This window comes from Actinomadura latina NBRC 106108 (assembly GCF_001552195.1).
GTDB classification, from domain to species: domain Bacteria; phylum Actinomycetota; class Actinomycetes; order Streptosporangiales; family Streptosporangiaceae; genus Spirillospora; species Spirillospora latina.
In genome coordinates this window covers 1-21294 of sequence record NZ_BCQS01000030.1, presented here as the reverse complement: position 1 = coordinate 21294, position 21294 = coordinate 1, and the positions used below count along the sequence as shown (strand labels likewise).

The window sequence follows — 21294 nt, the reverse complement described above, 5'->3', positions numbered from 1 at the left end:
GGACCAGGACTCGCCCCGGCTCCGCACCGCCCCTTATCCACCCCCGGAAGGACGGAAAAGGGCCGCTGCGGCGTTCTCCCACTGAACGACGGGAAAATACTCCGGCATTTACCAGCCTCCGGGCATTTCCCGGAACACTCCCATAAGACTGCCGACCCTAACGACACTCAGCAACGCATTTTCAATCACCCCGCGCAACCACCCCCGAACCCACCGCGAACCCGGCTCGCCCCACCCGATCGCTCGTACCCGAACCGCCTCCGCAGCACGCCCCAACAAGCGCGAGCGGTCAACCCCGAGCCCCGCGTCCACGCACGATCCTCGGCCCCGCCTCCCCGCATACTTCGGCCGCCCCGGCCGCTTAGCGAGGGTGGCGCGGGCGTGGCTCGGCTGGGGACGGGGTGGGTCGGATCAGGTGCGGCATCGCGGTCGCGCACTCGGTCCACCACTTGTCCCGGTCCGGGTCTGCGGGCCTCGCCTCGATCGCCGCCGCGCAGGCCGGGCAGGCCGTGTCCGTCCAGGCGAGCCGTACTGCGGCGGTCTGCTTCGCCGGTCTTTCCGTAGCGCCCCAGAAGCGCATGACGTCGTCCCGGCGGACGGCTCTCTCGGCAGGGGTTTCGCGTGTTCCGGCGGTGCCGGCTCTTGCGAGGAAGGCTCTTTGCTCGGCGAACAGTTGCCAGGCGAGGGCCCGGACGAGGTTCGCGGCGGTGAGCATGCTCGCGTAGGGGACGTGCCGTGCCGTCACCTCCGGGAGGCCGAAGCGGTGCAGGCCGGCTGTTTCGGCTCTGGCGCGGGTCGCGTCCTCCGGTTCGAGGGTGATGTAGACCGGTGCCCAGTCGCCGCCCAGGAAGAACTCTTCCGGTTCGGCGGGCGGGCCGTCCTCGGGCGGGAGGATGCGGCCCGTGTCCAGGTCGGCGACCCTGCCTCGCAGGGCCGCGGCCAGGGTGCGGGCGGCGAGGCGGGTCGCCTGTGCGTGGCGGGGCAGCCCGGCGGGCGCCGTCACAGCGGTGACGGTCATGTGACGCGCCGCCCCGAACACGTCCCGGAGGCCGTCCGGGGCTCCGTCCAGCCGACGCACCTGTTCCTTCAACTCCGCGGTGATCTCGGTCACCGGGTTCACCGTCAGCCGGGACGACGCCAGCATCGCCGCCGCGACCCGGCCCAGCCCCCGGGCGCCGAGCGCGTCCCGTAGACGGTCCGGTCCCGGGACGGCCCGCGTGCCGGCCGCTACCAGGAACCGCGCGGTGACCGTCTCGGGCACTGTCAGGACGAATCGCTCCGCCATCCCCCGCCTCCCCGATCCAGACGCGCCCGGCCCGGGACGCGTCTGGGTCCCAGGCTGGCCGTGGCGGCGTCGGGCCCGCCGGGAAACGCGAGGTTGTGGACAACCCTCAGGGGAGGGCGGTCACCTGGGCCTGGTACTCCCGGGACTCGCGTTCGGTGCGGAAGCCCAGTTCCTCGTTGACGGCGATCATGTGGGCATTGTCGCCGGAATTATCCGTTTCTATCTCGCGGACGTCGGGGCGGCCCGCCGCCAGCCAGGCGAGCATCGCGGCCTTCACCCAGATGCCGATGCGCCTGCCGCGGTGCTCGGGGACGACCGCCGTGTCGTACTGGGCGGCGCGGCCGGCCGAGTCGTGCGGGACGACGATCTCGGTGAAGCCCGCGATGGCGCCCCCGTGCAGTGCGGCGACCGTGTAGAGGTCGTCGCCGCGCTTGGCGACCACCTCGGCCATCTCGCGGACGCGGTGCGCGTCCCAGGCGGCGCCCTCGTACTCGGCGAAGTCCGCCATGGCGTGCTTCGCGCGGGCCAGGGCGGCCGCGTGCTCGTCCGGGACCACGCCCTGCCAGCGGACGAGGTCGTATCCGGCGGGCGCCTCGGCCAGCAGGTGCTCGATGCGTTCCGCGGGGACGTCGTCCAGGCGCAGCAGCATGCCGCGCAGGGTGAGGACGCACTCGAACCCCTGCGACTCCAGGAACGGCACGGCCGGGGTCCCGGCGAGGACCTGCGCGATCACGCTGGTGCGTCCGTCGGCGCGCAGCCCGGCGGCGGCGGCGGTGAGGAGGCGGCGGCCGAGGCCGCGGCGCCGGTGGCCGGGATGGACCCGCACGTCGATCTCGCCGGGACGGCCGGTGCCGGGCTCTCCGGCGAGCCGCAGCACCGCCACCGCGACCAGCCGGCCGCCGTCCGCCGCGGCCCAGAGCCGCTGCCGCGACCCGGGCTCGGCGCCGAGCAGCCGCCGCGCCGTCTCCTCGGGGTCCGGGGCGGGGTCCCCGGCCGGGTCGGCGGCGTGGACGGCCGCGAGGACCTCGTGCCACGCGCGGATCTGCGCGTCCGTCGGAGCGTCGAGCGCGATGACGTCCATCCGACTTTTGTACCGGATCCCGGCCCGCCGCGACCGGCCATGCCGGGAACCGGGCTCAGGCGTCCCGGGTGAACGCGGCCAGGATGCGGTCGGCGGCGAGCGCCGGGGTGAGCGTCCCGTCCGCGACCTCCCGCTCCAGCCGCGGCGCCAGCTGCCGGACGTCCGGGTGCGCGTGCAGCTCGGTGAGCAGCCGCTCGCGGACCATGGCCCACGTCCAGCCGACCTGCTGGCGGCGGCGCCGGGCCTCCAGCTCGCCGGACGCGCGCAGCCGCTCCTGGTGCTCGACGATCTCGGCCCACACCTCGTCCAGCCCGGTGCCCTCGCGGGCGCTGCAGGTGAGGACGGGGGTGTCGCGCACGCGTTCGTCGCTGCGCAGCATCCGCAGCGCCCCCGACAGCTCGCGGGCGGCGCGCCTGGCCTCCATCTTGTGGTCGCCGTCGGCCTTGTTCACGGCGATGACGTCGGCCAGTTCCAGGACGCCCTTCTTGATGCCCTGCAGCTGGTCGCCGGTGCGGGCGAGCGTGAGGAACAGGAAGGAGTCGACCATCTCGGCGACGGTCGTCTCCGACTGGCCGACGCCGACCGTCTCGACGAGGACGATGCCGTACCCGGCGGCCTCCATGACGACCATCGCCTCGCGGGTGGCCTTGGCGACGCCGCCGAGCGTGCCCGCGGTGGGCGAGGGCCGGATGAACGCGGCCGGGTCGGCGGCGAGGCGCTGCATCCGGGTCTTGTCGCCGAGGATGCTGCCGCCCGTCCGGGTCGAGGACGGGTCCACGGCGAGGACCGCGACCCGGTGCCCCTCGCCCGTCAGGCGGGTGCCGAGCGCGTCGATGAACGTGGACTTGCCGACCCCGGGCACGCCGGTGATCCCGACCCGGCGGGCGTTCCCGGCGTGCGGGGTCAGCTCGACCAGCAGCCGCTGCGCCAGCTCCCGGTGGTCGGGGCGGGTCGACTCCACGAGCGTGACCGCGCGGGCGATCCACGCCCGCGACCCGTCCCGCACCCCGGTGACGTAGTCGTCGAGCCCCGGCCTCACGTGGCGACGTGCCCCAGCCGCGCGGTCAGCTCGCCGAGCAGGCCGAGCGCGGCGTCCGCGAGGACGGTGCCGGGCGGGAAGATCGCCGAGGCCCCGGCGGCGCGCAGCTCGTCGAAGTCCCCCGGCGGGACGACCCCGCCGACGACGATCATGATGTCGGCGCGGCCGAGCGCGGCCAGCTCCTCGCGCAGCGCGGGCACCAGCGTGAGGTGGCCGGCGGCGAGCGAGTTGACGCCGACGATGTGCACGTCGGCCTCGACGGCCTGCCGGGCGACCTCCGCCGGGGTCTGGAACAGCGGGCCCACGTCGACGTCGAAGCCGAGGTCGGCGAACCCGGTCGCGATCACCTTCTGGCCGCGGTCGTGGCCGTCCTGGCCCATCTTGGCGACGAGGATGCGGGGGCGGCGGCCCTCGGCGTCCTCGAACGCGGCGGTCGCGGCGCGCGCCTTCTCGATGCCCGTCACCTGCCCGGCCTCTTCCCGATACACACCGGAGATCGTACGGATCTGCGCCGCGTGCCGCCCGTACGTCTTCTCCAGGGCGTCGGAGATCTCGCCGACGGTGGCCTTGGCGCGGGCGGCGCCGATGGCGAGCTCGAGGAGGTTCTGCTCCAGGCCGGACGCGCGGGTGCCGTTCTCGGCGGCCTCGGCGGCGCGGGTCAGCGCGTCCAGCGCGGACCGCGTCGCGGCCTCGTCGCGCTCCTCCCGCAGCCGGCGCAGCTTGTCGATCTGCTGCGCCCGGACGGACGCGTTGTCGACCTTCAGGACCTCGATCTCCTGCTCGGTGTCCGGGCGGTACTTGTTGACGCCGATGACGGGCTGCCGCCCCGAGTCGATGCGGGCCTGGGTGCGGGCCGCGGCCTCCTCGATGCGCAGCTTGGGCAGCCCTTCGTCGATCGCCTTCGCCATGCCGCCGGCCTGCTCGACCTCGGTGATGTGGCCCCAGGCGCGGCGGGCGAGGTCGTAGGTGAGCCGCTCGACGTAGGCGCTGCCGCCCCACGGGTCGATGGTGCGGGTCGTCCCGGACTCCTGCTGCAGGAGCAGCTGGGTGTTGCGGGCGATGCGGGCCGAGAAGTCGGTCGGCAGCGCGAGGGCCTCGTCCAGCGCGTTGGTGTGCAGCGACTGGGTGTGGCCCTGCGTGGCGGCCATGGCCTCGATGCAGGTGCGGGCGACGTTGTTGAAGGCGTCCTGGGCGGTGAGGGACCAGCCGGACGTCTGCGAGTGCGTCCGCAGCGACAGCGACTTGGCGTTCCGCGGGCCGAACGTCTTCACCAGCCGCGCCCACAGCAGCCGGGCGGCGCGGAGCTTGGCGACCTCCATGAAGAAGTTCATGCCGATCGCCCAGAAGAACGACAGGCGGGGCGCGAACGCGTCGATGTCCAGGCCGGCGTCGCGCCCGGCGCGGATGTACTCGACGCCGTCGGCGAGGGTGTAGGCCAGCTCCAGGTCGGCGGTGGCCCCGGCCTCCTGGATGTGGTAGCCGGAGATCGAGATGGAGTTGTACTTCGGCATCCGCTGCGAGGTGAACGCGAAGATGTCGGAGATGATCCGCATCGACGGCTGCGGCGGGTAGATGTAGGTGTTGCGGACCATGAACTCCTTGAGGATGTCGTTCTGGATGGTCCCGGCGAGGGCCTCCGGCCGCACCCCCTGCTCCTCGGCGGCGGCGATGTAGAGCGCCAGGACGGGCAGGACGGCGCCGTTCATGGTCATCGACACGCTCATCCTGTCCAGCGGGATGCCGTCGAACAGCCGGCGCATGTCGTAGATGGAGTCGATCGCCACGCCGGCCATGCCGACGTCTCCGGAGACGCGCGGGTGGTCGGAGTCGTAGCCGCGGTGGGTGGCGAGGTCGAACGCGACCGACAGGCCCTTCTGCCCGGCGGCGAGGTTGCGCCGGTAGAAGGCGTTGGACTCCTCGGCGGTGGAGAACCCGGCGTACTGCCGGATCGTCCACGGCTGGGTCGCGTACATCGCCGGGTAGGGGCCGCGCAGGTAGGGCGCGATGCCCGGCAGGGTGTCGAGGAAGTCGAGCCCGGCCAGGTCGTCGCCGGTGTAGAGCGGCTTGACGCCGATGCCCTCGGGCGTGTCCCAGGTCTGGGCCTCCGGGTCCTTGCCGGTGGCGTCGGCGACGGCGGCGCGCCACCGCTTCGCGGCCTCGTCGGCGGGGGGCGCCGTCCCGAGCTCGATCTCGGTGAAGTCGGGGATCATTCGTTCACTCCCAGATCGTGGAGGGTGGTCTCCAGGACCCCGATCGCGTCGCATCCGGCGTACACGTTGGCGTCGACCCCCTCGTAGGTTCCCTTACCCGCGAGCCAGACCTTCACCGCGCCCGCCTCGCGCAGGATCCGCGCGGCCTCGGCGGCCTGTTCCTCGTACAGCCGGTCGCTGGAGCAGACGCAGGCGACGGCGGTGCCGGACGTCCCGAACTCCTCGGGCGCCCCGGTGACCGTCTCGATGCCGCCGGCCTGGAAGAGGTTGGCGGCGAACGAGGCGCGCGCGGTGTGGACGGCGATGGGCCCGAGCGTCGCCAGGAACACCTTGGGGCGTCCACCGGTCGCGTCCAGGTGCGCGTCGGAGCGGTCCCGCAGGGCCTCGAAGTCCTGCGCGTACGTCACCACCGGCAGGCCGCCGCCGGGCTCGGCGGGCGCCGGGTCGCGTCCGGGCAGCGTCTCGGCGAGGTTGGGGAACTCGCTGACGCCGGTGAGCGGGGCCGTGCGCCGGGCGATGTCCTTCCGCCGCCGGGCCCAGGTCGCGGCGAGCCGGCCGGCGACGAGGCCCGACTCCAGGGCGGCGCCGAGGCCGCCGGCCCTCTCGATCTCGGTGAACCACGCCCACGCGGACTGGGCGATCCCCTCGGTGAGGCTCTCGGCGTACCAGGACCCGCCGGCCGGGTCGACGACGCGGGCGAGGCTCGACTCCTCCAGCAGGAGGGTCTGGGTGTTGCGGGCGATGCGGCGGGCGAAATCGTCCGGCAGCCCGAGGCGGGCGTCGAACGGCTGGACGGTGACCGCGTCCGCGCCGCCGACCCCGGCCGCGAACGCCGCGATGGTGGTGCGGAGCATGTTCACCCACGGGTCGCGGCGCGTCATCATCGCCGCGGACGTGACCGCGTGGATCCGCGCGGCCGTCCCGTCGGCGGCGCCGCTGACCTCGGCGACCCGCGCCCACAGCCGGCGCAGGGCGCGCAGCTTGGCGATCGAGGAGAACTGGTCGGCGTTGACGGCGACGCGGAAGCCGATCTGCCCGAACGCCTCGTCCACGCTCAGCCCCGCGCCGGTCAGGGCGCGCAGGTAGGCGACCCCGGCGGCGACGACCGCGCCGAGCTCCTCGGCGTCGCTCCCGCCGGCGTCGTGGTACGGGGTGCCGTCGGCGGTGACGGCGCGCAGCCCCGGGAACTCCCGGACGCACCGGACGGCCAGCGCGGCGGCCTCGTCGAGCGACCCGGCGGCGCCGGTCCGGGCCTGGAGCCCGAGCGGGTCCGCGCCGAGGCTCCCGGACGCGTCCGCCGCGTTCCCGCGCTCGGTGACCAGGGCGAGGAAGGCGTCCGCCGCCTCGGCCGACGCCGCGCCCGCGTCCAGCACGACGGGCGCGAGATCGAGCAGCACGCCGTGCAGCGCGACCGCGAGACCGGCGACCGGGAGGCCGCCCTCGCCGAGCCGCAGCCAGACCGAGGTGGCGCCGTTCTCCAGGTCGGCGAGGATCGCCTCGCGGGTGACGGCGGGGTCGGGGTGCGCGTGCCGCTGCCGGACGTCCCATCCGGCGATGCCCTCACCGTCCGGCCGCACCTCGCGGACGTAGGGGGCGAGGCCGGGCCGCCCCGGCGACGCGTCGCCGCGGGTGTAGAGCGCCCCGATCGGGACCCCGTCGTACGACTCGCGGGTCAGCAGACCCTCGATCTCCTCAAGGGGGGTGTCGTCGGTCGCCGCGCCGGACTTGCGCAGCACCCCCTTCACCATCTCCCGCCACCGGTCGCGCTCGGCCGGGGGGAAGGCGGCGGCCAGTTCGAGTTCCTCAGGCGGCACCGTCATGCCCTGGATCGTAGGCGAGCGACCGAACGCCGCTCTGAATCGGGTCCCACTGATCAGAACCGGGGACGGCCCGCCCGCCGGTTAGCGGGGCGGCGTCCGGGAAGAGCAGGCCCATGACCTTGGATTCGCTCCCCGGTGACCTCTACCACATGCAGGAACTGCTCGACGAGCGCGAGAAGGAGATCGTCGGGCGGGTGCGCGGCTTCCTGGAGTCGAAGGTCGCGCCGATCGCGGACGACTGCTGGGCGCGGGCCGAGTTCCCCTTCGACCTGATCCCGCAGTACGGGGAGCTCGGCATCGCCGGCCTGGCGTACGACGAGTGCCCCGGCGAGAGGCCGAGCAGCCTGCTGACGGGGTTCCTCGCGATGGACATGGCGCGCGCGGACCCGTCCATGGCGACGTTCTTCGGCGTCCACACCGGCCTCGCGATGGGCAGCATCGGCCGGTGCGGCTCCCCGGAGCAGCGCGAGCGGTGGCTGCCCGCGATGGGGCGGATGGAGAAGATCGGCGCGTTCGCGCTCACCGAGCCGGAGGGCGGGTCGGACGTGGCGCTGGGCCTGCGCACCACGGCGCGCCGCGACGGCGACCACTGGGTGCTGAACGGCGCGAAGCGCTGGATCGGCAACGCCACGTTCGCCGACTGCAACGTCGTCTGGGCGCGGGACGAGGCGGACGACCAGGTCAAGGGATTCGTCGTCACCAAGGGCACGCCGGGCTTCACCGCCACGCCGATCAAGAACAAGATCGCGCTGCGGACCGTGCAGAACGCCGACATCACACTGGAGGACTGCCGGGTCCCCGAGTCCGACCGGCTCACGGGGGCGAACGGCTTCAGGGACACCGCCGCGATCCTGCGCCGCACCCGCAGCGGCGTCGCCTGGCAGGCCGTCGGCGTGATGCTCGCCGCCTACGAGATCGCCCGCGACTACGCGGTGGAGCGCGAGCAGTTCGGGCGGCCGATCGCCAAGTTCCAGCTCGTCCAGGACCTGCTGGTCAAGATGCTCGGCAACGCGACCGCCTGCCTCGGCATGGTGGTGCGGCTCGCCCAGCTCCAGGACGACGGCCTGTACCGGGACGAGCACTCGGCGCTCGCCAAGGCGTACTGCACCACCCGGATGCGGGAGGTCGTCGGCTGGGCGCGCGAGCTGATGGCGGGCAACGGCATCGTCCTCGACTACGGCATCGGCCGCTTCGTCGCCGACTCGGAGGCGCTGTACTCCTACGAGGGCACCCGCGAGATCAACACGCTGATCGTCGGCCGCGCCGCGACCGGAATGGGGGCGTTCGTCTGACCCGCCCCATTCCGGGGACGATCTGCGGGGCACCCCGGAAGGCCCTCTGTCTAGGGACGTTGCTAGAGTTCGGCGTCGTACAGCCCCTCCGGAACCCTGCAGAGGTAGACCAACACATGTCGACTGGCAGCCACGCCGGGCGCCCGAAGTCCTGGGTCGCCGTGGCCATCATCTTCGTCGGTTTCGTCGTCGGCGGCGTCGGCATCACCGTCGGCCCGAACTGGGTCGTCGTCGGGGTGGGCGCAGCGCTGATCGCGATCGGCGGCATCGTCGCACTGGCCGTCGACATCATGACCGACGTCATCGTCGACGACCCCCGAGCCTAGCGGGCGGCTGTGTTCGGTCGTCCTCCCATCGAGGAGCGGATCGCCGCGCGGCAGCGCGAGCGGGGCGAACTGACACCGGGAAAGGTCTTCCCGCACGCCCCCGCCAAGATCCTGTTCTTCGTCAGCATGGGCGTGGTCGTGGTCACGCACATCATCGCGCTGTGCATGTACTTCGTGGACGCCGGCCCCAGCCGCTAGACGGCCCGGGCGCCGGCGCGGAACGTGCCGGGGGCCCGCCTCAACGGCCTCTGTCCGAGCCGTTGGGCGGGCCCTTCCGCTTGTCTCCCAGGTAGAACAGCCCCACCAGGAGGAAGACGGCGACGGCGAGCACGAGGACGAGCACGCCCACCGCGGTCGATCCGGTCACGGGGGCCACCTCCCTTCTCCACGGCCGCGTCCCTCCGGACCCTGCCCGCTGAGCGGCGGATCAAAAGAGGGTCAAGAAGATCCCTTACCGCCGTTTACGGGCCGACCGGCAGGTGCGCTCGCCGCGGCGGCCACGTACGGTCGAGAGGAGCGTCGAGGCGGACCCGCCCCGCCGTGTCGCCCCGAAGTCGCCCCGGACCCGAGGTGGTGGACGACCCTGCGATTCGGAGTCGAGGAAGAGTACTTCGTCGTCGATCCCGTCTCCCGGGAGGTCGTCCCCCGTGCCGCCGCCGTCGTGCGGCGGGCCGGCGCGGCGCTGGGCGAGCGCGCCTCCACCGAGCTGGTCGCGTTCCTCGCCGAGGCCAAGACCTCGCCGTGCGACGACCTCGGCAAGCTCCGCGAGCAGATCCGCGCGATGCGGGCGGCGATGGCGGCCGCCGCCGCGGCGGAGGGAGTCCGGCTCGCCGCCACCGGGACGCCCGTGCTGGGCGAGGTGGTCCCCGCGCCGATCGGCGCCGGCGCCCGCTACGCCGAGAGCCTCGCCATCTACCGCGGGCTGGACGACGAGCAGAGCATCTGCTCCTGCCACGTCCACGTCGAGATGCCCGACCGGGAGCACGCCGTCCAGGTCGGCAACCACCTGCGGCCGTGGCTGCCGACGCTGCTCGCGCTCGCCGCGAACAGCCCGTACTGGGCGGGACGCGACACCGGCCACGCCTGCTGGCGCGCGATGGCGTGGGCGCGGTGGCCGGTGGCGGGTCCGCCGCCGTTCTTCGCGTCGGCCGCCCACTACGACGACCTCGTCGGGACGCTGCTCGGCTGCGGCGCGCTGATGGACACCGGGACGATCTTCTGGGACGTCCGGCCGTCGGCGCGGCTGCCCACGATTGAGGTCCGGCTGGCGGACGTCGCGCCGACCGCCGCGGACGCGGCCGTGCTCGCCGCCCTGATCCGGGCGCTGGTGCGGGTATCGTCCCGCGCGGTGGACGCCGGCGAGCCGGCGCCCGACCCGCCGCAGGAGATGCTGCGGGCCGCGTACTGGCTGGCCGCGCGGGACGGCCTCGCGGGGCGCGGCGTCGAGGTGTGCACGGGACGCCCGGCCGGCTTCCGGGAACTGGCCGGCGACCTGCTGGCGCACGTGCTGCCCGCGCTCGGCGACGCCGGGGACACCGCCTTCGTCACCCACGGTGTCCGGCGCCTGCTCGCGGGCGGAACGGGGGCGGAGCGGCAGCGGGCCGCCTACCGCAGGCGCGGCCGGCTGGCCGACGTCGTCGACGCCGCGCTGCTGCCGGACCGGTAGCCGCCCGGCCGCCCGCAGGTCAGGAAAGGCAACTTTGCACATTTCGCCTGTTTCCCCCGGTCAGCCGCGGGTACCTCTGCTCTGGACCGCCCACCGGCGGCGTCGGGGATGTGCGGACAAGGGCCGTTGCGCAGGGCGGCCCGCGGGACGCGTACCCTCGGCCTGATGCAGGTGAGCACAGCGATCTCGGACGGAGCGACCCCGCGATGAGTCTCGGGCCCGGCACACCGGGCGTGACGGCACGGGGCCCGTTCCTCCACCCCGCGCTGTTCTACCGGGACGACGAGGAGTACCTCGCCGGCACCGTCCCGTTCGTCCGCGCGGGACGCGCGGCGGGCGAACCGGTCGCGGTGGCGGTCCCCGGCCGCCGCCTGAGCCTGCTGCGGGACGCGCTGGGCGAGACGTCCGGCGAGGTCACCTGGCTGGACATGGCCGAGGCGGGACGCAACCCCGGCCGCATCATCCCGGGGGTCCTGCGCGACTTCGCCGACCGGCACACCGGCGGGCGGGTGCGGATCATCGGCGAGCCCGTCTGGCCCGGCCGCACCGCCGCCGAGTACCCCGCCTGCGCCCAGCACGAAGCACTGATCAACCTGGCGTTCGCGAGCCGCAGCGTGACGATCCTGTGCCCCTACGACGAGACCGGGCTGGACCCGGTCGCGCTCGCCGACGCCCGCGCCACCCACCCGGTCGTGGTCGACCGGGACGGCGAGGAGGCGAGCGCCGAGTACGCGCCCCACCGCGTGATCAGCGCCTACAACCGGCCGCTGCCCGAACCGGACGGCGCGGTCACGATGAGCTTCGACCTGGACGCGCTCCCCCGCGTCCGCGCGTTCGCGTCCCGCTGGTCGGCGCACTTCGGCCTCGGCGATGACGCCGTGGGCGACATGGAGCTCGCCGTGAGCGAGCTCGCGGCCAACTCCTGCCTGCACGGCGGCGGAGCCGGCACCGCCCGGTTCTGGTCCGAGGACGGCCAGGTCGTGTGCGAGGTCCGCGACGCCGGGACGATCACCGATCCGCTCACCGGCCGCCTCCCCGCGGACCTGAGCCCGCACGGCGGCCGCGGCATCCTGCTCGTCCACCACCTCGCCGACCTCGTCCGCGTCCACACCGGCCCGGACGGCACCGCGACCCGCGTCTACCTGCGCGCGTAGGCCGGTCCCGGCAGAACGAGACTTGACCCGGGCTTCAGGTGCGGCGGGTGAACGGCGGGAATGATGCCTGCGCCCGAACATCCCGATCGCTATGGGGAACAATGCGACTTCTCGCTCGAGCTCACCAGATCCCGGTCCGGACGGCGGTGGGGGCCTTCGTCCTGAACTCGGGCCTGTCGAAACTCCAGGCCCTGGACCAGATGGCCGAACCGACCCACGGGATGGCGAAGACCGCCTACCCGTTCCTCGGATCGCTGGACGCGCGGACCTTCACCCAGTACCTCGGGAGGACCGAGGTCTCGATCGGCGCCGCGCTGCTGGTGCCGTTCGTCCCGTCGCTGCTCGCGGGCGCGGCGCTCACGGCGTTCTCCGCCGGGCTGACCGGCCTCTATCTGCGGCTGCCGGGCATGCGCCAGGAGGGCGGCATCCGCCCGACCCAGGAGGGCATCGCCCTCGCCAAGGACACCTGGCTCGTGGGGGCGGGCGCGTCCCTCGTCCTGGACGAGCTGACCCGGATGCGAGCGGAGGACCGCCTCCGCGGCTGCACGTGATCCCGGCCCTGTGACCCGCCTCCTTGACGCGGGGCCGCGCACCCGGTGAGGATGGCGCGTCCCATCAGGAGGCCGTGTCATGACATCCCCTTCCCAGCCGTCCCCGCTGGTCCGCACGGCGGCGGACGCCGACGCCGCGGCGATCGCGGCGGTCCTCGGGCGCGCCTTCGACGACGACCCGGTCTGGCGCTGGCTGCTGCCGGACGACGCGTCCCGGGTGCGCCGGCTGACCGGGCTGTTCGACGTCCTGCTGCGGCGGGTGCACCTGCGGCACGGCGCCACGGAGGCGACCGGGCGGGACGGCGCGACCGAGGCGGCCGCGCTGTGGGACCCGCCCGGCCACTGGCGGGTGCCCGTCCGGCTGCAGGCGGCGCAGGCGCTGCCGCTGCTGCGGATCCTCGGCACGCGGGTGCCGATCACGCTTCGCACGCTGGGCGAGATCGAGCGGCACCACCCCCGGGAGCCGCACTGGTACCTGGCGGTGCTCGGCACCGATCCCCCGGCGCAGGGCGGCGGCCTCGGCGGGGCGCTGCTGCGGTCCCGGCTGGACCGCTGCGACGCCGAGGGGATCCCCGCCTACCTCGAGAGCAGCAAGGAGCGGAACGTTCCGTACTACGAGAGGTTCGGGTTCCGGGTGACCCGGGAGCTGGCGCTGCCGGGCCGGGGATGCCCGCCGGTCTGGCTCATGTGGCGCGACCCCGGGCAGAACGGCTGAGCGGGTTCTCCACAGGCCCTCGACTGCATCGGTTAAGTCCGTGTCATGACCGGAAGCGGACACTCGGCCGCGGGCGTCCGCACGGCCGGGTGAGCGCACGGCGACCGTCCGTTCGCTCGCCGCGTTCCTGATGCCCGCCACCGGGGGCTCCGCGGCCGGCGGGGCGCCGCCGAAACGCGCTTGGCCCGATGCGGCCACCGGACGCGCGCCTCTCCCGTCCGCTCACCGGACCCGGTCACGCCTTCCCCGGCCGGGCCGCCTACCGTCGGAATGGAGCCGCTGCACTCCGCCCCGCACGGGAAGGCGATAGGTGAACGAGATGACCGTGGCCGGCACACGGACGGCGGAGACCCCGCTCGCCCTGCACAGGCCGGGTCCGGCGCGGGTCCAGGACTACCTCCTCGGCGGCAAGGACAACTACTCCTGCGACCGCCTGCTCGCGCACCGGATGCTGGCCGTCCTCCCGCAGGCGGCGGACGCCGCCCTGGCCGCCCGCGCGTTCCTCGCCGGGTCGGTCCGGCGGCTGGCCGAGCGCGGGCTCCGGCAGTTCGTCGACCTCGGCTGCGGACTGCCCAGATCCGACAACCTGCACCAGATGGCCGCCCGCCACATCGGCGGCACCCGCGTCGTCTACGTCGACCACGACCCGCTCGTCATCGCCCACGCCCGCGCGCTGCTGATGGACGGCGGCAACATCGCGGCGCTCCGCGCCGACCTCCGCGAGCCGGCCTCGGTCCTGGACAGTCCCGAGGTGGGCCGGCTGATCGACCCGGCCGAACCGGTGGCGCTGGTGCTCTCCTCCGTCCTGCACTTCCTGCCCGGCGCCCGCGACGTCGTCGCCGCCCTGGCCGCGGCGGCGGCGCCGGGCAGCGCCCTGGTCGTCTCGCATCTCACCGCCGACTTCGCCCCGGCCGCGATCGCCGAGGCCGCGCGGTGCTACCGGGAGGCGAGCGGCGTCCCGGTGCACCCGCGCGGCGGCGCCGAGGTGGCGCGCCTGCTCGGGCCGTTCCGCCCGCTCGCGCCGGGGGTGGTGCCGCTGACCGGCGGGACGGCCCCCGGTGTCCCGCTCATGTACGGGGCGGTCGGCGTCCGCTGAGCCGTCCGCCGCGGTGTGTCATTGGTCACACGGGCACCGCCGTTGCGGCCTTCCGCTCCGCTTGCGAGACCCCTGCTCCAGGCGGTCGTGCGGTTGTCCTCGTCCCGTCACACTGAGTCAGCCGGCAAGCCGCTATCTCACGAAAATCTCATTCGCCCGTTAGAGACGGTAACGGTTCGGCCCCTATGGTGGCCTCCGATGCCGACGAACACCCCGCCCCCAGCTCTGACGAAGAACGGCGCTCCCGCGGATCGGGCCTCCCGGATGGGATGGCTGGACGCCCTGCGCGGCCTGGCCGCCCTCGTGGTGGTGTTCGAGCATTCCCTCGACGTGCTGCTGCCCGAGGTGCGGCGGACGGCCGGCCCCTGGTTCGACTTCGGCCGGTACGGGGTCTTCGTGTTCTTCCTCGTCAGCGGCTACGTCGTGCCGTTCTCGCTGCAGCGGCGCGGCAGCGTCCGGCATTTCTGGGCCGGCCGGTTCTTCCGCCTGTACCCGGCCTGGGGCGTGTCGCTGGGCCTGGCGCTGGTGCTCGGGGCGGCCGGCGTGACCTACGGGCTGCCCGCCGCGCTGGGCGACCGGCCGTGGGCGTCCGCTCTCGCCCACCTGACGATGCTGCAGGACCTGCTGGGCGTGCCGAACGCCGTCAACGTGCTCTGGACGCTGTCCTACGAGATGGTGTTCTACCTGCTCATCACGGCGATGTTCGTCGCCGGCGTGCACCGCTCCAGCGCCCGCGTCGCACTGGGGTTCGGCGTGGGCGCGGCGATCCTCGGCGTCGCGCTGCCGTCCGGGCTGCTGGCCTCCCGGTGGCCGGGCGGGACGATCCTCGCCGCCGTGCTGCTGCTGGCCGGCGGGCTCGCCGCGATGCTCTTCGGCCGGCGCGCGGTGCGGCGGGCCGGGGTCGTGGTCGTGGCGGCGCTCGCCCTGACGCTGCTCGTGCTCAACAGCCGCATCGGCGCCATCGAGAGCCTCTGCATCATCGCCACGATGTTCGCCGGGACGGCGGTCCGCGCGATCCAGGAAGGGCGGCTCCCCCTCCGGCCGGCCATGGCGATGGTCGCCGTCGTCCCGGTGCTCTCGGTCGTGGCGGGCATGCGGACCCCGACGTCCTGGGCCCTGTACGCCAACCCGAACCCGCTCGGGCGGGACTGGTCCATCGCCGTGGCCGCCGCGTGGCTGACCTTCCTCGCCGGCCTCGCGCTCCGCAACCGCCGCATGCCCCGGTTCCTCGTGTGGTCGGGGCTGGTCAGCTACTCCGTCTACCTGCTGCACCCGCTGGTCGTCCAGGTGGTCTGGTACGCGGCCGGACGGGACACCTGGGGGCTGCCCGTCCCCGTCCGGGCGGCCTGGGGCGCGGTGCTGGTCGCGGGCGTCCTGGTGTCCGCGGCGCTCACGCACCGGTACGTCGAACGCCCCGCGCAGCGCCTCGGGCGCCGCCTGACGACGCCTCGCGGCACCGCCTCGGACACCGCCTCGAACACCGCCCCGGCCGCCTCCCCGCACCCCGCGCGGACCTGACCGCCGGGCCGCTACGGCGGGGGGCGAGTGATGACAGCGTTGCCTTTCTTGCCTAGGGTGAGGCCGATTCGTCCCGCCCGACCTCGCCGAACGGACACCGGATGACACCAGGGCCCATGCCCGCCGAGCTGCCCGGACTGCTGCGGCAGCACCTTCAGGCCGCCGTCGACGAGATGGAACGCGAGATCCGCGACCAGGTCCCGGAGTACGCGGGGGACGACGGCGGCGAGTACGCCAAGCGGGTGGAGCGCACGGTCGCCGACACCGTCGCGTTCTTCGTCGACTCCGTCGACCACCCGAACGCCGACGCGCGGCAGCTGACCGAGCTGTACATGCGGCTCGGCGAGGAGGAGGCCCGGCAGGGCCGCAGCCTCGGCGCCCTGCAGAACGCGATGCGGGTGAGCAGCCAGGTCGCCTGCCGGCGGTTCATCAAGGACGCCTACCGGCTCGGCTGGTCGCGGGAGACGCTGAGCCGGCTCACCGACTCGCTGTTCATGCTGCTGGCGCGGGTCGCCGACGCCGCCGCGCAGGGCTACGCCCGCCAGCAGGGGCAGCTGGCGACCGAGCGGGAGCGGCGCCGCGACCGGCTGCGGGACCTGCTGGTCGCCGAGCCGGCGCCCGCGGCGGAGACGATCTCCGAGCTGGCGGTCGCGGCCCGCTGGGAGCTGCCGAAGAGCATCGCCCTGGTCGCGCTGCCGGCCGGGGCGCCCGCCGGCGCGCGGATCCTGCCGCCCGCCGTGCTGGCCGACTGGGACGCGCCGATCCCGTTCCTCGTGGTGCCCGACCCGGAGGGCCCCGGGCAGGAGCGGCTGTGGCCGGTGCTGCGCAGGCTCGGCACGGCCGCGATCGGGCCGACCGTGCCGCTCGGGCAGGGCGCCGTCTCGCTGCGCTGGGCACGGCACGCGTTGACGCTGGCCGAGCGCGGCCTGCTGCCGTGCGACGGCCCCGTCCGGTGCGTGGACCACATCGCGGCGCTCGCCACCATCGCCGCGGACGAACTGATCGGCGCGACCGCCGAGGCCGTCCTCGGGCCGCTGCTGGAGCTGGCCCCGGCGCGCCGGCAGCCGCTCGCCGAGACGCTGCTCACCTACCTGGAGTGCGGCGACAACGCGGTGATCGCGGCGGAGCGGCTGCACATCCACGAGCAGACCGTCCGGTACCGGCTGCGCCGCATCGCCGAGCTGACCGGCGGGCGGTTCTCCGACCTGGACGGCCGGCTCGACGTCATGCTGATGCTGAGCTGGCTGGTCCGCACCGGCCGCGCCGCCGGCACCGCCTGACCCGCGTCAGAGGAAGGCGGCGACGCGGGCGGCGAACTCCTCCGGGGTGAGGATCTCGACGCCGAGCTTCTCGGCCTTCGCCTTCTTCGAGCCCGCCTTCGCGCCGGCGACGAGCAGGGAGGTGCGGGCCGAGACCGCGGAGGACGCCCTGCCGCCGGCGCGTTCGATCAGCTCGTTCACCTGGTTGCGGGACAGGCCCTCCAGCGGCCCGGCCATCGATCCGGTGGCGACGACCGACAGCCCGGCGAGCGGAAGGTCCGGGGTCTCGGGCTCGGAACCGGGCGCGGCGGCCGGGCCGGTGGCGCCGGGCTCGGTCATGGTGACGCCCGCCGCGACGAGCTTGGCGATCAGCGGCGCCAGCTCGGCGATCTCGGCGACCAGGATCGCGGCGCGCTCGGGCCCGACGCCCTCGACCTCCTGGAACGCCTCGGCGTCGGCGGCGCGGATCGCGTCCATCGTGGCGAAGTGGCGGGCGATGCGGCGCGACATCGACCGGCCGGTGCCGCGCACGCCGAGCGCGCAGAACACCTTGTTCAGCGGCTTGGCCTTGGCGCCCTCGATGGCCGCCAGCAGCGCGGTGGTGCTGGTCTCCCCCATCCGGTCCAGGGCGATGACCTGGTCATGGGCGAGGAAGAACAGGTCGGCGAAGTCGGTGATCAGCCCCGCGTCGACGAGCTGGTCGATGCGGTTCTCGCCGAGCCCCTCGATGTCGAGCTGGTCGCGGCCTACCGCGTACCGGACGGACGCGACGGCGTGGCAGGACCGCCCCCGCACGCACCGCCACCGCTGCTGCGAGGCGTCGATCCCGTCGCCGCAGCGCGGGCATGCCGCGGGCGCCTCGATCGGCCGCTCGCCGCCGGTCCGCAGGTGCACGACCGGCGCCTCGACGCGCGGGATCACGTCGCCCGCCTTGTAGACGGTGACGTGATCGCCGATCATCAGGCCGCGCCGCTCGATGTCGGCGGCGTTGTGCAGGGTCGCGTAGGTGACGGTCGAGCCGTCCACCTCGACGGGCTCCAGCACGGCGCGCGGCGCGATCACGCCGGTGCGGCCGACGTTCCACTCCACGTCCAGGAGCCGGGTGATCTTCTCGACGGCGGGCAGCTTGTAGGCGATCGCCCAGCGGGGCGCGCGGGAGGAGATCCCGGCGGCGGCCTGGTCGGCGGCCGCGTCCGCCTTGATCACGATGCCGTCGATGCCGAAGTCGAGCTCGGCGCGGAGCGCGGCGATCTCCTCGACGCGCCCGCGCACCCGCTCGATCGTGGCCGCGGTGATCGCGGGGACGGGCGTCGCGGCGGTGGTGTGCGCGCCGAGCCCGGCGGCCAGCTCCATGATCCCGCTGTGCGGCAGGTCGCGCAGCCGGGCGGCCGTCTCGCCGTCGGTGCCGTCCATCGGGAGGGCGCCGTAGGCGAAGAAGGTCATCTCCACCTGGTAGGGGCGGTCCTTGGCGCGCAGCGACCCGGCGGCGGCGCTGCGCGGGTTGGCGAACGCCGCCCCTCCCGCGCCCGTCCGGGCGGTGTTGGCGGCCTCGAACTGGGCGCGCGTCATCAGCACCTCGCCGCGCAGCTCGACGGTCACCGGCTCGGCCAGCCGCCCCGGCAGCCCGGCGATCATGCCGATGCCGTGCGAGACGTCCTCCCCGGCGGCGCCGTCGCCGCGCGTCACCAGCTGGACGAGCCGCCCGTCCCGGTAGCGGGCCGAGATCGCCAGGCCGTCCAGCTTCGGTTCCACGCTCCACACCGCGACCTCCCGGCCCAGCCGGCGGACCAGGCCCGCCGCCCACGCCTCCAGTCCCTCGGCCGAGAACACGTTGTCGAGGCTCAGCATCGGGACGGTGTGCGGGACGTCCCCGGCCACCGCTCCCCCGGCGACCTTGCCCGTCGGCGAGTCCGGCAGCGCCTCGCCGGGATGGCCGGCCTCGTAGGCGGCGATGCCGCGCACCAGCCGGTCGAAGGCGTCGTCGTCGAGCGGCGAGTCGCCCTCGCCGTAGTAGGCGGCGGAGGCGGCGACGGCGGTCTGGACGGCGGCGGCGTAGGCGGCCTGGTCGCCGATCTCGGTGCGGGCCGGTGTCTCGGTCATGAGGGCATCATCCCTGGTGCCACCGACATTCCGGGGTCGTCAGCCGCCGCCCAGATGATGTCCGAGGAAGGCGAGCTGGGGACGGAGATGAGGACGCCAGAAGGCGCCGTCGTGGCAGCCGCCGTCCATCGCGCCCGCCGGGTGGACGCGGCCCCGGAACTCGCGCGCCATCGCGGCGAAGGGGTCGCTCGTCCCGCAGTCGACGCGGAGCGGGACGCCCTTCAGCTCGTCCAGGGCGGCGAAGACGTCGTTGCGGGCGAAGTCGTCCGCGCCGTCGAAGGCGCGGGGGTTGGCGGACCGCGCGTCCGCGTACGACCGGAAGAGGGCCGGGGACGACGCGACGGCGGCGGCCATCCGCCGGGCGCCGAGCCGCCGGGTCAGGACGAGCGCGCCGTAGCCGCCCATCGACCAGCCGATGGCGCCGATGCGATCGGTCCGGGCGCCGCGCTCGCGCAGCCGCGGCAGCAGCTCGTCCACGATCATCCCGATGGGGTCGTCGCCGTTCGCGCGCGGATGCCAGTAGGTGTCGGGGCCGCCGTCCACGGAGACCAAGGCGAACGGCGGGACGCCGCCGTTCGCGACGGCGTCCGGCAGGTAGTGGTCCAGCCCGAGGTGCGCCACGGCGCTCGCCCCGGTGCCGCCGCTGCCGTGCAGCGCGACCACGACCGGCAGGCCGCGCAGCGGGCGGTCCCGCGCGGGCGGGACGACGGTGGCGGTGACGGTGGCGCGCCGGTGCGCGGACCGCCACGTCATCCGCTGCACGGCGACGGACGCGGCGGGCGGCGCCGGCTCGTCCCCGCACCTGCCGAGGGCTCGGTCGAGGCGGACCTTGCCGGGCAGCGCCTCGTTCTCGACCAGCGCGTAGCCGGTGCCGGCGGCGGCCGCGAAGGCGCCGAGGCCGCCGAGGCCGCCGAGCAGGAGCGCGCGGCGTGTGATCAAACCGAGTTCCTCATGCGGGGAGTGTATGGGGGTCGTCGCGTCCCCGGGCGGCGTGCGCGGACCGGGAGAGCAGCGCCACCCCCGCGGTGAGCAGCACGACGCTGAACGAGACGGCGGTGAACGCCGCGGCGGTCCGGGGCGGCAGCGTCTCGAAGGCGAACGCGGCCACCAGGTAGGAGGCGATGGGGTTGGTCATCGTCATCGCGGTCATCGCGGCGGGCAGCGACCCGGCGGCGAACGCCCGCTGCTCAAGGACGAGCCCGAGCAGCGTGCTGCCCGCGAGCGCGTAGCCCGGCCAGTCGGCCGCGGTGGCCGCGACGCCGCGGTCGACGAGGTCGGCGGTGGTGAGTTTGATCAGCACGGCGGTGGCCGCGAAGAACAGCCCGGCGCAGACGCCGAGCAGCGCGGCCCGCACCGGCCCGGCGCGCAGCCACGCGGCCCGGGACAGCACGATGACCAGCGGCGCGGCGATCAGTCCCGCGACGAAGATCCGCGGCCGGGACGGCTCGCCCTCCGGCGGGATCGCGCCCGGCACCGTGAACAGCACGGCGAGGCCCGCCGACACGGCCGCCCCGCCGAGCAGGTCCATCCGCGCCGGGCGGCGGCCCGTGCCGACCGTGCCGAGCGCGATGGTGAAGACCAGCTGGGTCACCAGCAGCGGCTGGACGATCGCGGTCGAGCCGAAGTGCAGCCCGACGGCCTGGGCGCCGAAGCCGGCCAGGTTCACGCCCCACCCGGTCAGCCACACCGGGTCCCGGACCAGCCGCCGGATCAGGCCGTGCGCCGCGCCGGCGTCCGAGCCGCCGTGAACCGCGCGCCTGGCGGCCCGGTACTGCAGCGCGGCGGCGGCGGCGAACAGGAACGCCGCGAGGACGGCGAAGCCCACGGACCACGCCATCAGGCCGTCCCGCTCCGCGCACCGCCGCCCGCACCGCCGCCCGCCGCGACGACGAGGGCGGCGGCGGGCCGCTCGAACGCCCGCCGGAGGCCGTCCGGGAGCGCCGCGCGTGCGTGCGGCACCGGCGGCAGCGCGCGCCCGCTCGCGTCGCCTTGCGCCTCGCACATCGCACCACCCCCTATCGATCATCCTCCCCACGATCGGACGAGACGACCTTGACATCCTCCCCCGCCTGAAGGCGGGGGATTCCAACCCGTCCCGTCCCCTATACGGAGAGGAGAGCGGGTTGAGGTTCGCGGTTCACCGGCCCGCCCGACGGCGTGCCTCCCCGCGCGGCCACCGTGC

The 21294-nt window shown here is 74.6% G+C and carries 20 protein-coding genes; 10 read left to right on the top strand and 10 right to left on the bottom strand.

Annotated elements, in window-relative coordinates; all coding sequences use genetic code 11:
• Positions 1-361: 361 nt before the first annotated feature.
• The 5 genes from AL2_RS29605 to AL2_RS29585 all read right to left on the bottom strand — a co-directional run bounded on the left by AL2_RS29605 (position 362) and on the right by AL2_RS29585 (position 7435).
• Positions 362-1285: a hypothetical protein gene (locus AL2_RS29605; protein WP_067639400.1), complete on the bottom strand. Its 924-nt coding sequence runs from the start codon at positions 1283-1285 to the stop codon at positions 362-364.
• A 106-nt stretch (positions 1286-1391) separates the two neighbouring features.
• Positions 1392-2366, bottom strand: a complete 975-nt coding sequence (locus AL2_RS29600; protein WP_067639398.1) for a GNAT family N-acetyltransferase — start codon at positions 2364-2366, stop codon at positions 1392-1394.
• Positions 2367-2421: 55 nt separating this feature from the next.
• Entirely contained in the window at positions 2422-3405 is a 984-nt protein-coding gene (gene meaB / locus AL2_RS29595) for a methylmalonyl Co-A mutase-associated GTPase MeaB (RefSeq protein ID WP_067639396.1), read from the bottom strand.
• The gene (scpA, locus tag AL2_RS29590) at positions 3402-5615 is read right to left on the bottom strand and encodes a methylmalonyl-CoA mutase (RefSeq protein ID WP_067639394.1); all 2214 of its coding nucleotides are present in this window, start codon (positions 5613-5615) and stop codon (positions 3402-3404) included. The genes meaB and scpA overlap by 4 nt, the downstream gene beginning before the upstream one ends.
• Complete coding sequence (locus tag AL2_RS29585; RefSeq protein WP_067639392.1) at positions 5612-7435, bottom strand: methylmalonyl-CoA mutase family protein; 1824 nt, start codon at positions 7433-7435, stop codon at positions 5612-5614. The genes scpA and AL2_RS29585 overlap by 4 nt, the downstream gene beginning before the upstream one ends.
• A 113-nt stretch (positions 7436-7548) precedes the next feature.
• Here AL2_RS29585 and AL2_RS29580 point away from each other — a divergent pair, with 113 nt between their 5' ends.
• From AL2_RS29580 to AL2_RS29570, 3 genes are all read left to right on the top strand, one after another.
• Positions 7549-8727 carry an acyl-CoA dehydrogenase family protein gene (locus AL2_RS29580; protein ID WP_067639390.1) on the top strand — a complete coding sequence of 393 codons (1179 nt, stop codon included), beginning with the start codon at positions 7549-7551 and terminating at the stop codon, positions 8725-8727.
• 116 nt (positions 8728-8843) lie between these two features.
• Positions 8844-9053 (top strand): HGxxPAAW family protein, encoded by a 210-nt coding sequence (locus tag AL2_RS29575; protein ID WP_067639388.1) that lies wholly within the window; start codon positions 8844-8846, stop codon positions 9051-9053.
• Between the two features lie 9 nt (positions 9054-9062).
• A complete protein-coding gene (locus AL2_RS29570) occupies positions 9063-9251 on the top strand; it encodes a hypothetical protein (protein WP_067639386.1) in 189 nt (62 codons plus the stop codon).
• A gap of 40 nt (positions 9252-9291) precedes the next feature.
• On the opposite strand, the gene AL2_RS39890 is transcribed toward AL2_RS29570, so the two are convergent.
• Complete coding sequence (locus tag AL2_RS39890; RefSeq protein WP_281181628.1) at positions 9292-9420, bottom strand: hypothetical protein; 129 nt, start codon at positions 9418-9420, stop codon at positions 9292-9294.
• A 216-nt stretch (positions 9421-9636) separates the two neighbouring features.
• Here AL2_RS39890 and AL2_RS29565 point away from each other — a divergent pair, with 216 nt between their 5' ends.
• The 7 genes from AL2_RS29565 to AL2_RS29535 all read left to right on the top strand — a co-directional run bounded on the left by AL2_RS29565 (position 9637) and on the right by AL2_RS29535 (position 17033).
• Positions 9637-10719 (top strand): carboxylate-amine ligase, encoded by a 1083-nt coding sequence (locus tag AL2_RS29565; RefSeq protein WP_067639385.1) that lies wholly within the window; start codon positions 9637-9639, stop codon positions 10717-10719.
• Positions 10720-10925: 206 nt separating this feature from the next.
• Positions 10926-11873 (top strand): sensor histidine kinase, encoded by a 948-nt coding sequence (locus AL2_RS29560; RefSeq protein WP_067639383.1) that lies wholly within the window; start codon positions 10926-10928, stop codon positions 11871-11873.
• Between the two features lie 101 nt (positions 11874-11974).
• On the top strand, positions 11975-12424 hold the full coding sequence (locus AL2_RS29555; protein ID WP_067639381.1) for a hypothetical protein: 450 nt from the start codon (positions 11975-11977) through the stop codon (positions 12422-12424).
• 79 nt (positions 12425-12503) lie between these two features.
• The gene (locus AL2_RS29550) at positions 12504-13139 is read left to right on the top strand and encodes a GNAT family N-acetyltransferase (protein WP_067639379.1); all 636 of its coding nucleotides are present in this window, start codon (positions 12504-12506) and stop codon (positions 13137-13139) included.
• A 319-nt stretch (positions 13140-13458) separates the two neighbouring features.
• Positions 13459-14235, top strand: coding sequence for an SAM-dependent methyltransferase (locus tag AL2_RS29545; protein ID WP_245667030.1), 777 nt, complete (start codon positions 13459-13461; stop codon positions 14233-14235).
• A gap of 198 nt (positions 14236-14433) precedes the next feature.
• Positions 14434-15753 carry an acyltransferase family protein gene (locus tag AL2_RS29540; protein ID WP_067639375.1) on the top strand — a complete coding sequence of 440 codons (1320 nt, stop codon included), beginning with the start codon at positions 14434-14436 and terminating at the stop codon, positions 15751-15753.
• Between the two features lie 101 nt (positions 15754-15854).
• Positions 15855-17033 (top strand): PucR family transcriptional regulator, encoded by a 1179-nt coding sequence (locus AL2_RS29535; RefSeq protein WP_067639373.1) that lies wholly within the window; start codon positions 15855-15857, stop codon positions 17031-17033.
• A 6-nt stretch (positions 17034-17039) separates the two neighbouring features.
• On the opposite strand, the gene ligA is transcribed toward AL2_RS29535, so the two are convergent.
• Genes ligA through AL2_RS37755 form a run of 4 tightly spaced genes read right to left on the bottom strand, consistent with a single transcriptional unit; the run spans position 17040 to position 21116 of the window.
• A complete protein-coding gene (gene ligA, locus AL2_RS29530; RefSeq protein ID WP_067639371.1) occupies positions 17040-19112 on the bottom strand; it encodes an NAD-dependent DNA ligase LigA in 2073 nt (690 codons plus the stop codon).
• Positions 19113-19151: 39 nt separating this feature from the next.
• On the bottom strand, positions 19152-20051 hold the full coding sequence (locus AL2_RS29525) for an alpha/beta hydrolase (RefSeq protein ID WP_067639369.1): 900 nt from the start codon (positions 20049-20051) through the stop codon (positions 19152-19154).
• A gap of 10 nt (positions 20052-20061) precedes the next feature.
• On the bottom strand, positions 20062-20949 hold the full coding sequence (locus AL2_RS29520) for a DMT family transporter (RefSeq protein WP_067639367.1): 888 nt from the start codon (positions 20947-20949) through the stop codon (positions 20062-20064).
• The gene (locus tag AL2_RS37755) at positions 20949-21116 is read right to left on the bottom strand and encodes a hypothetical protein (protein WP_157438439.1); all 168 of its coding nucleotides are present in this window, start codon (positions 21114-21116) and stop codon (positions 20949-20951) included. Before AL2_RS37755 ends, AL2_RS29520 begins: the two co-directional genes overlap by 1 nt.
• Between the last annotated feature and the right edge of the window lie 178 nt (positions 21117-21294).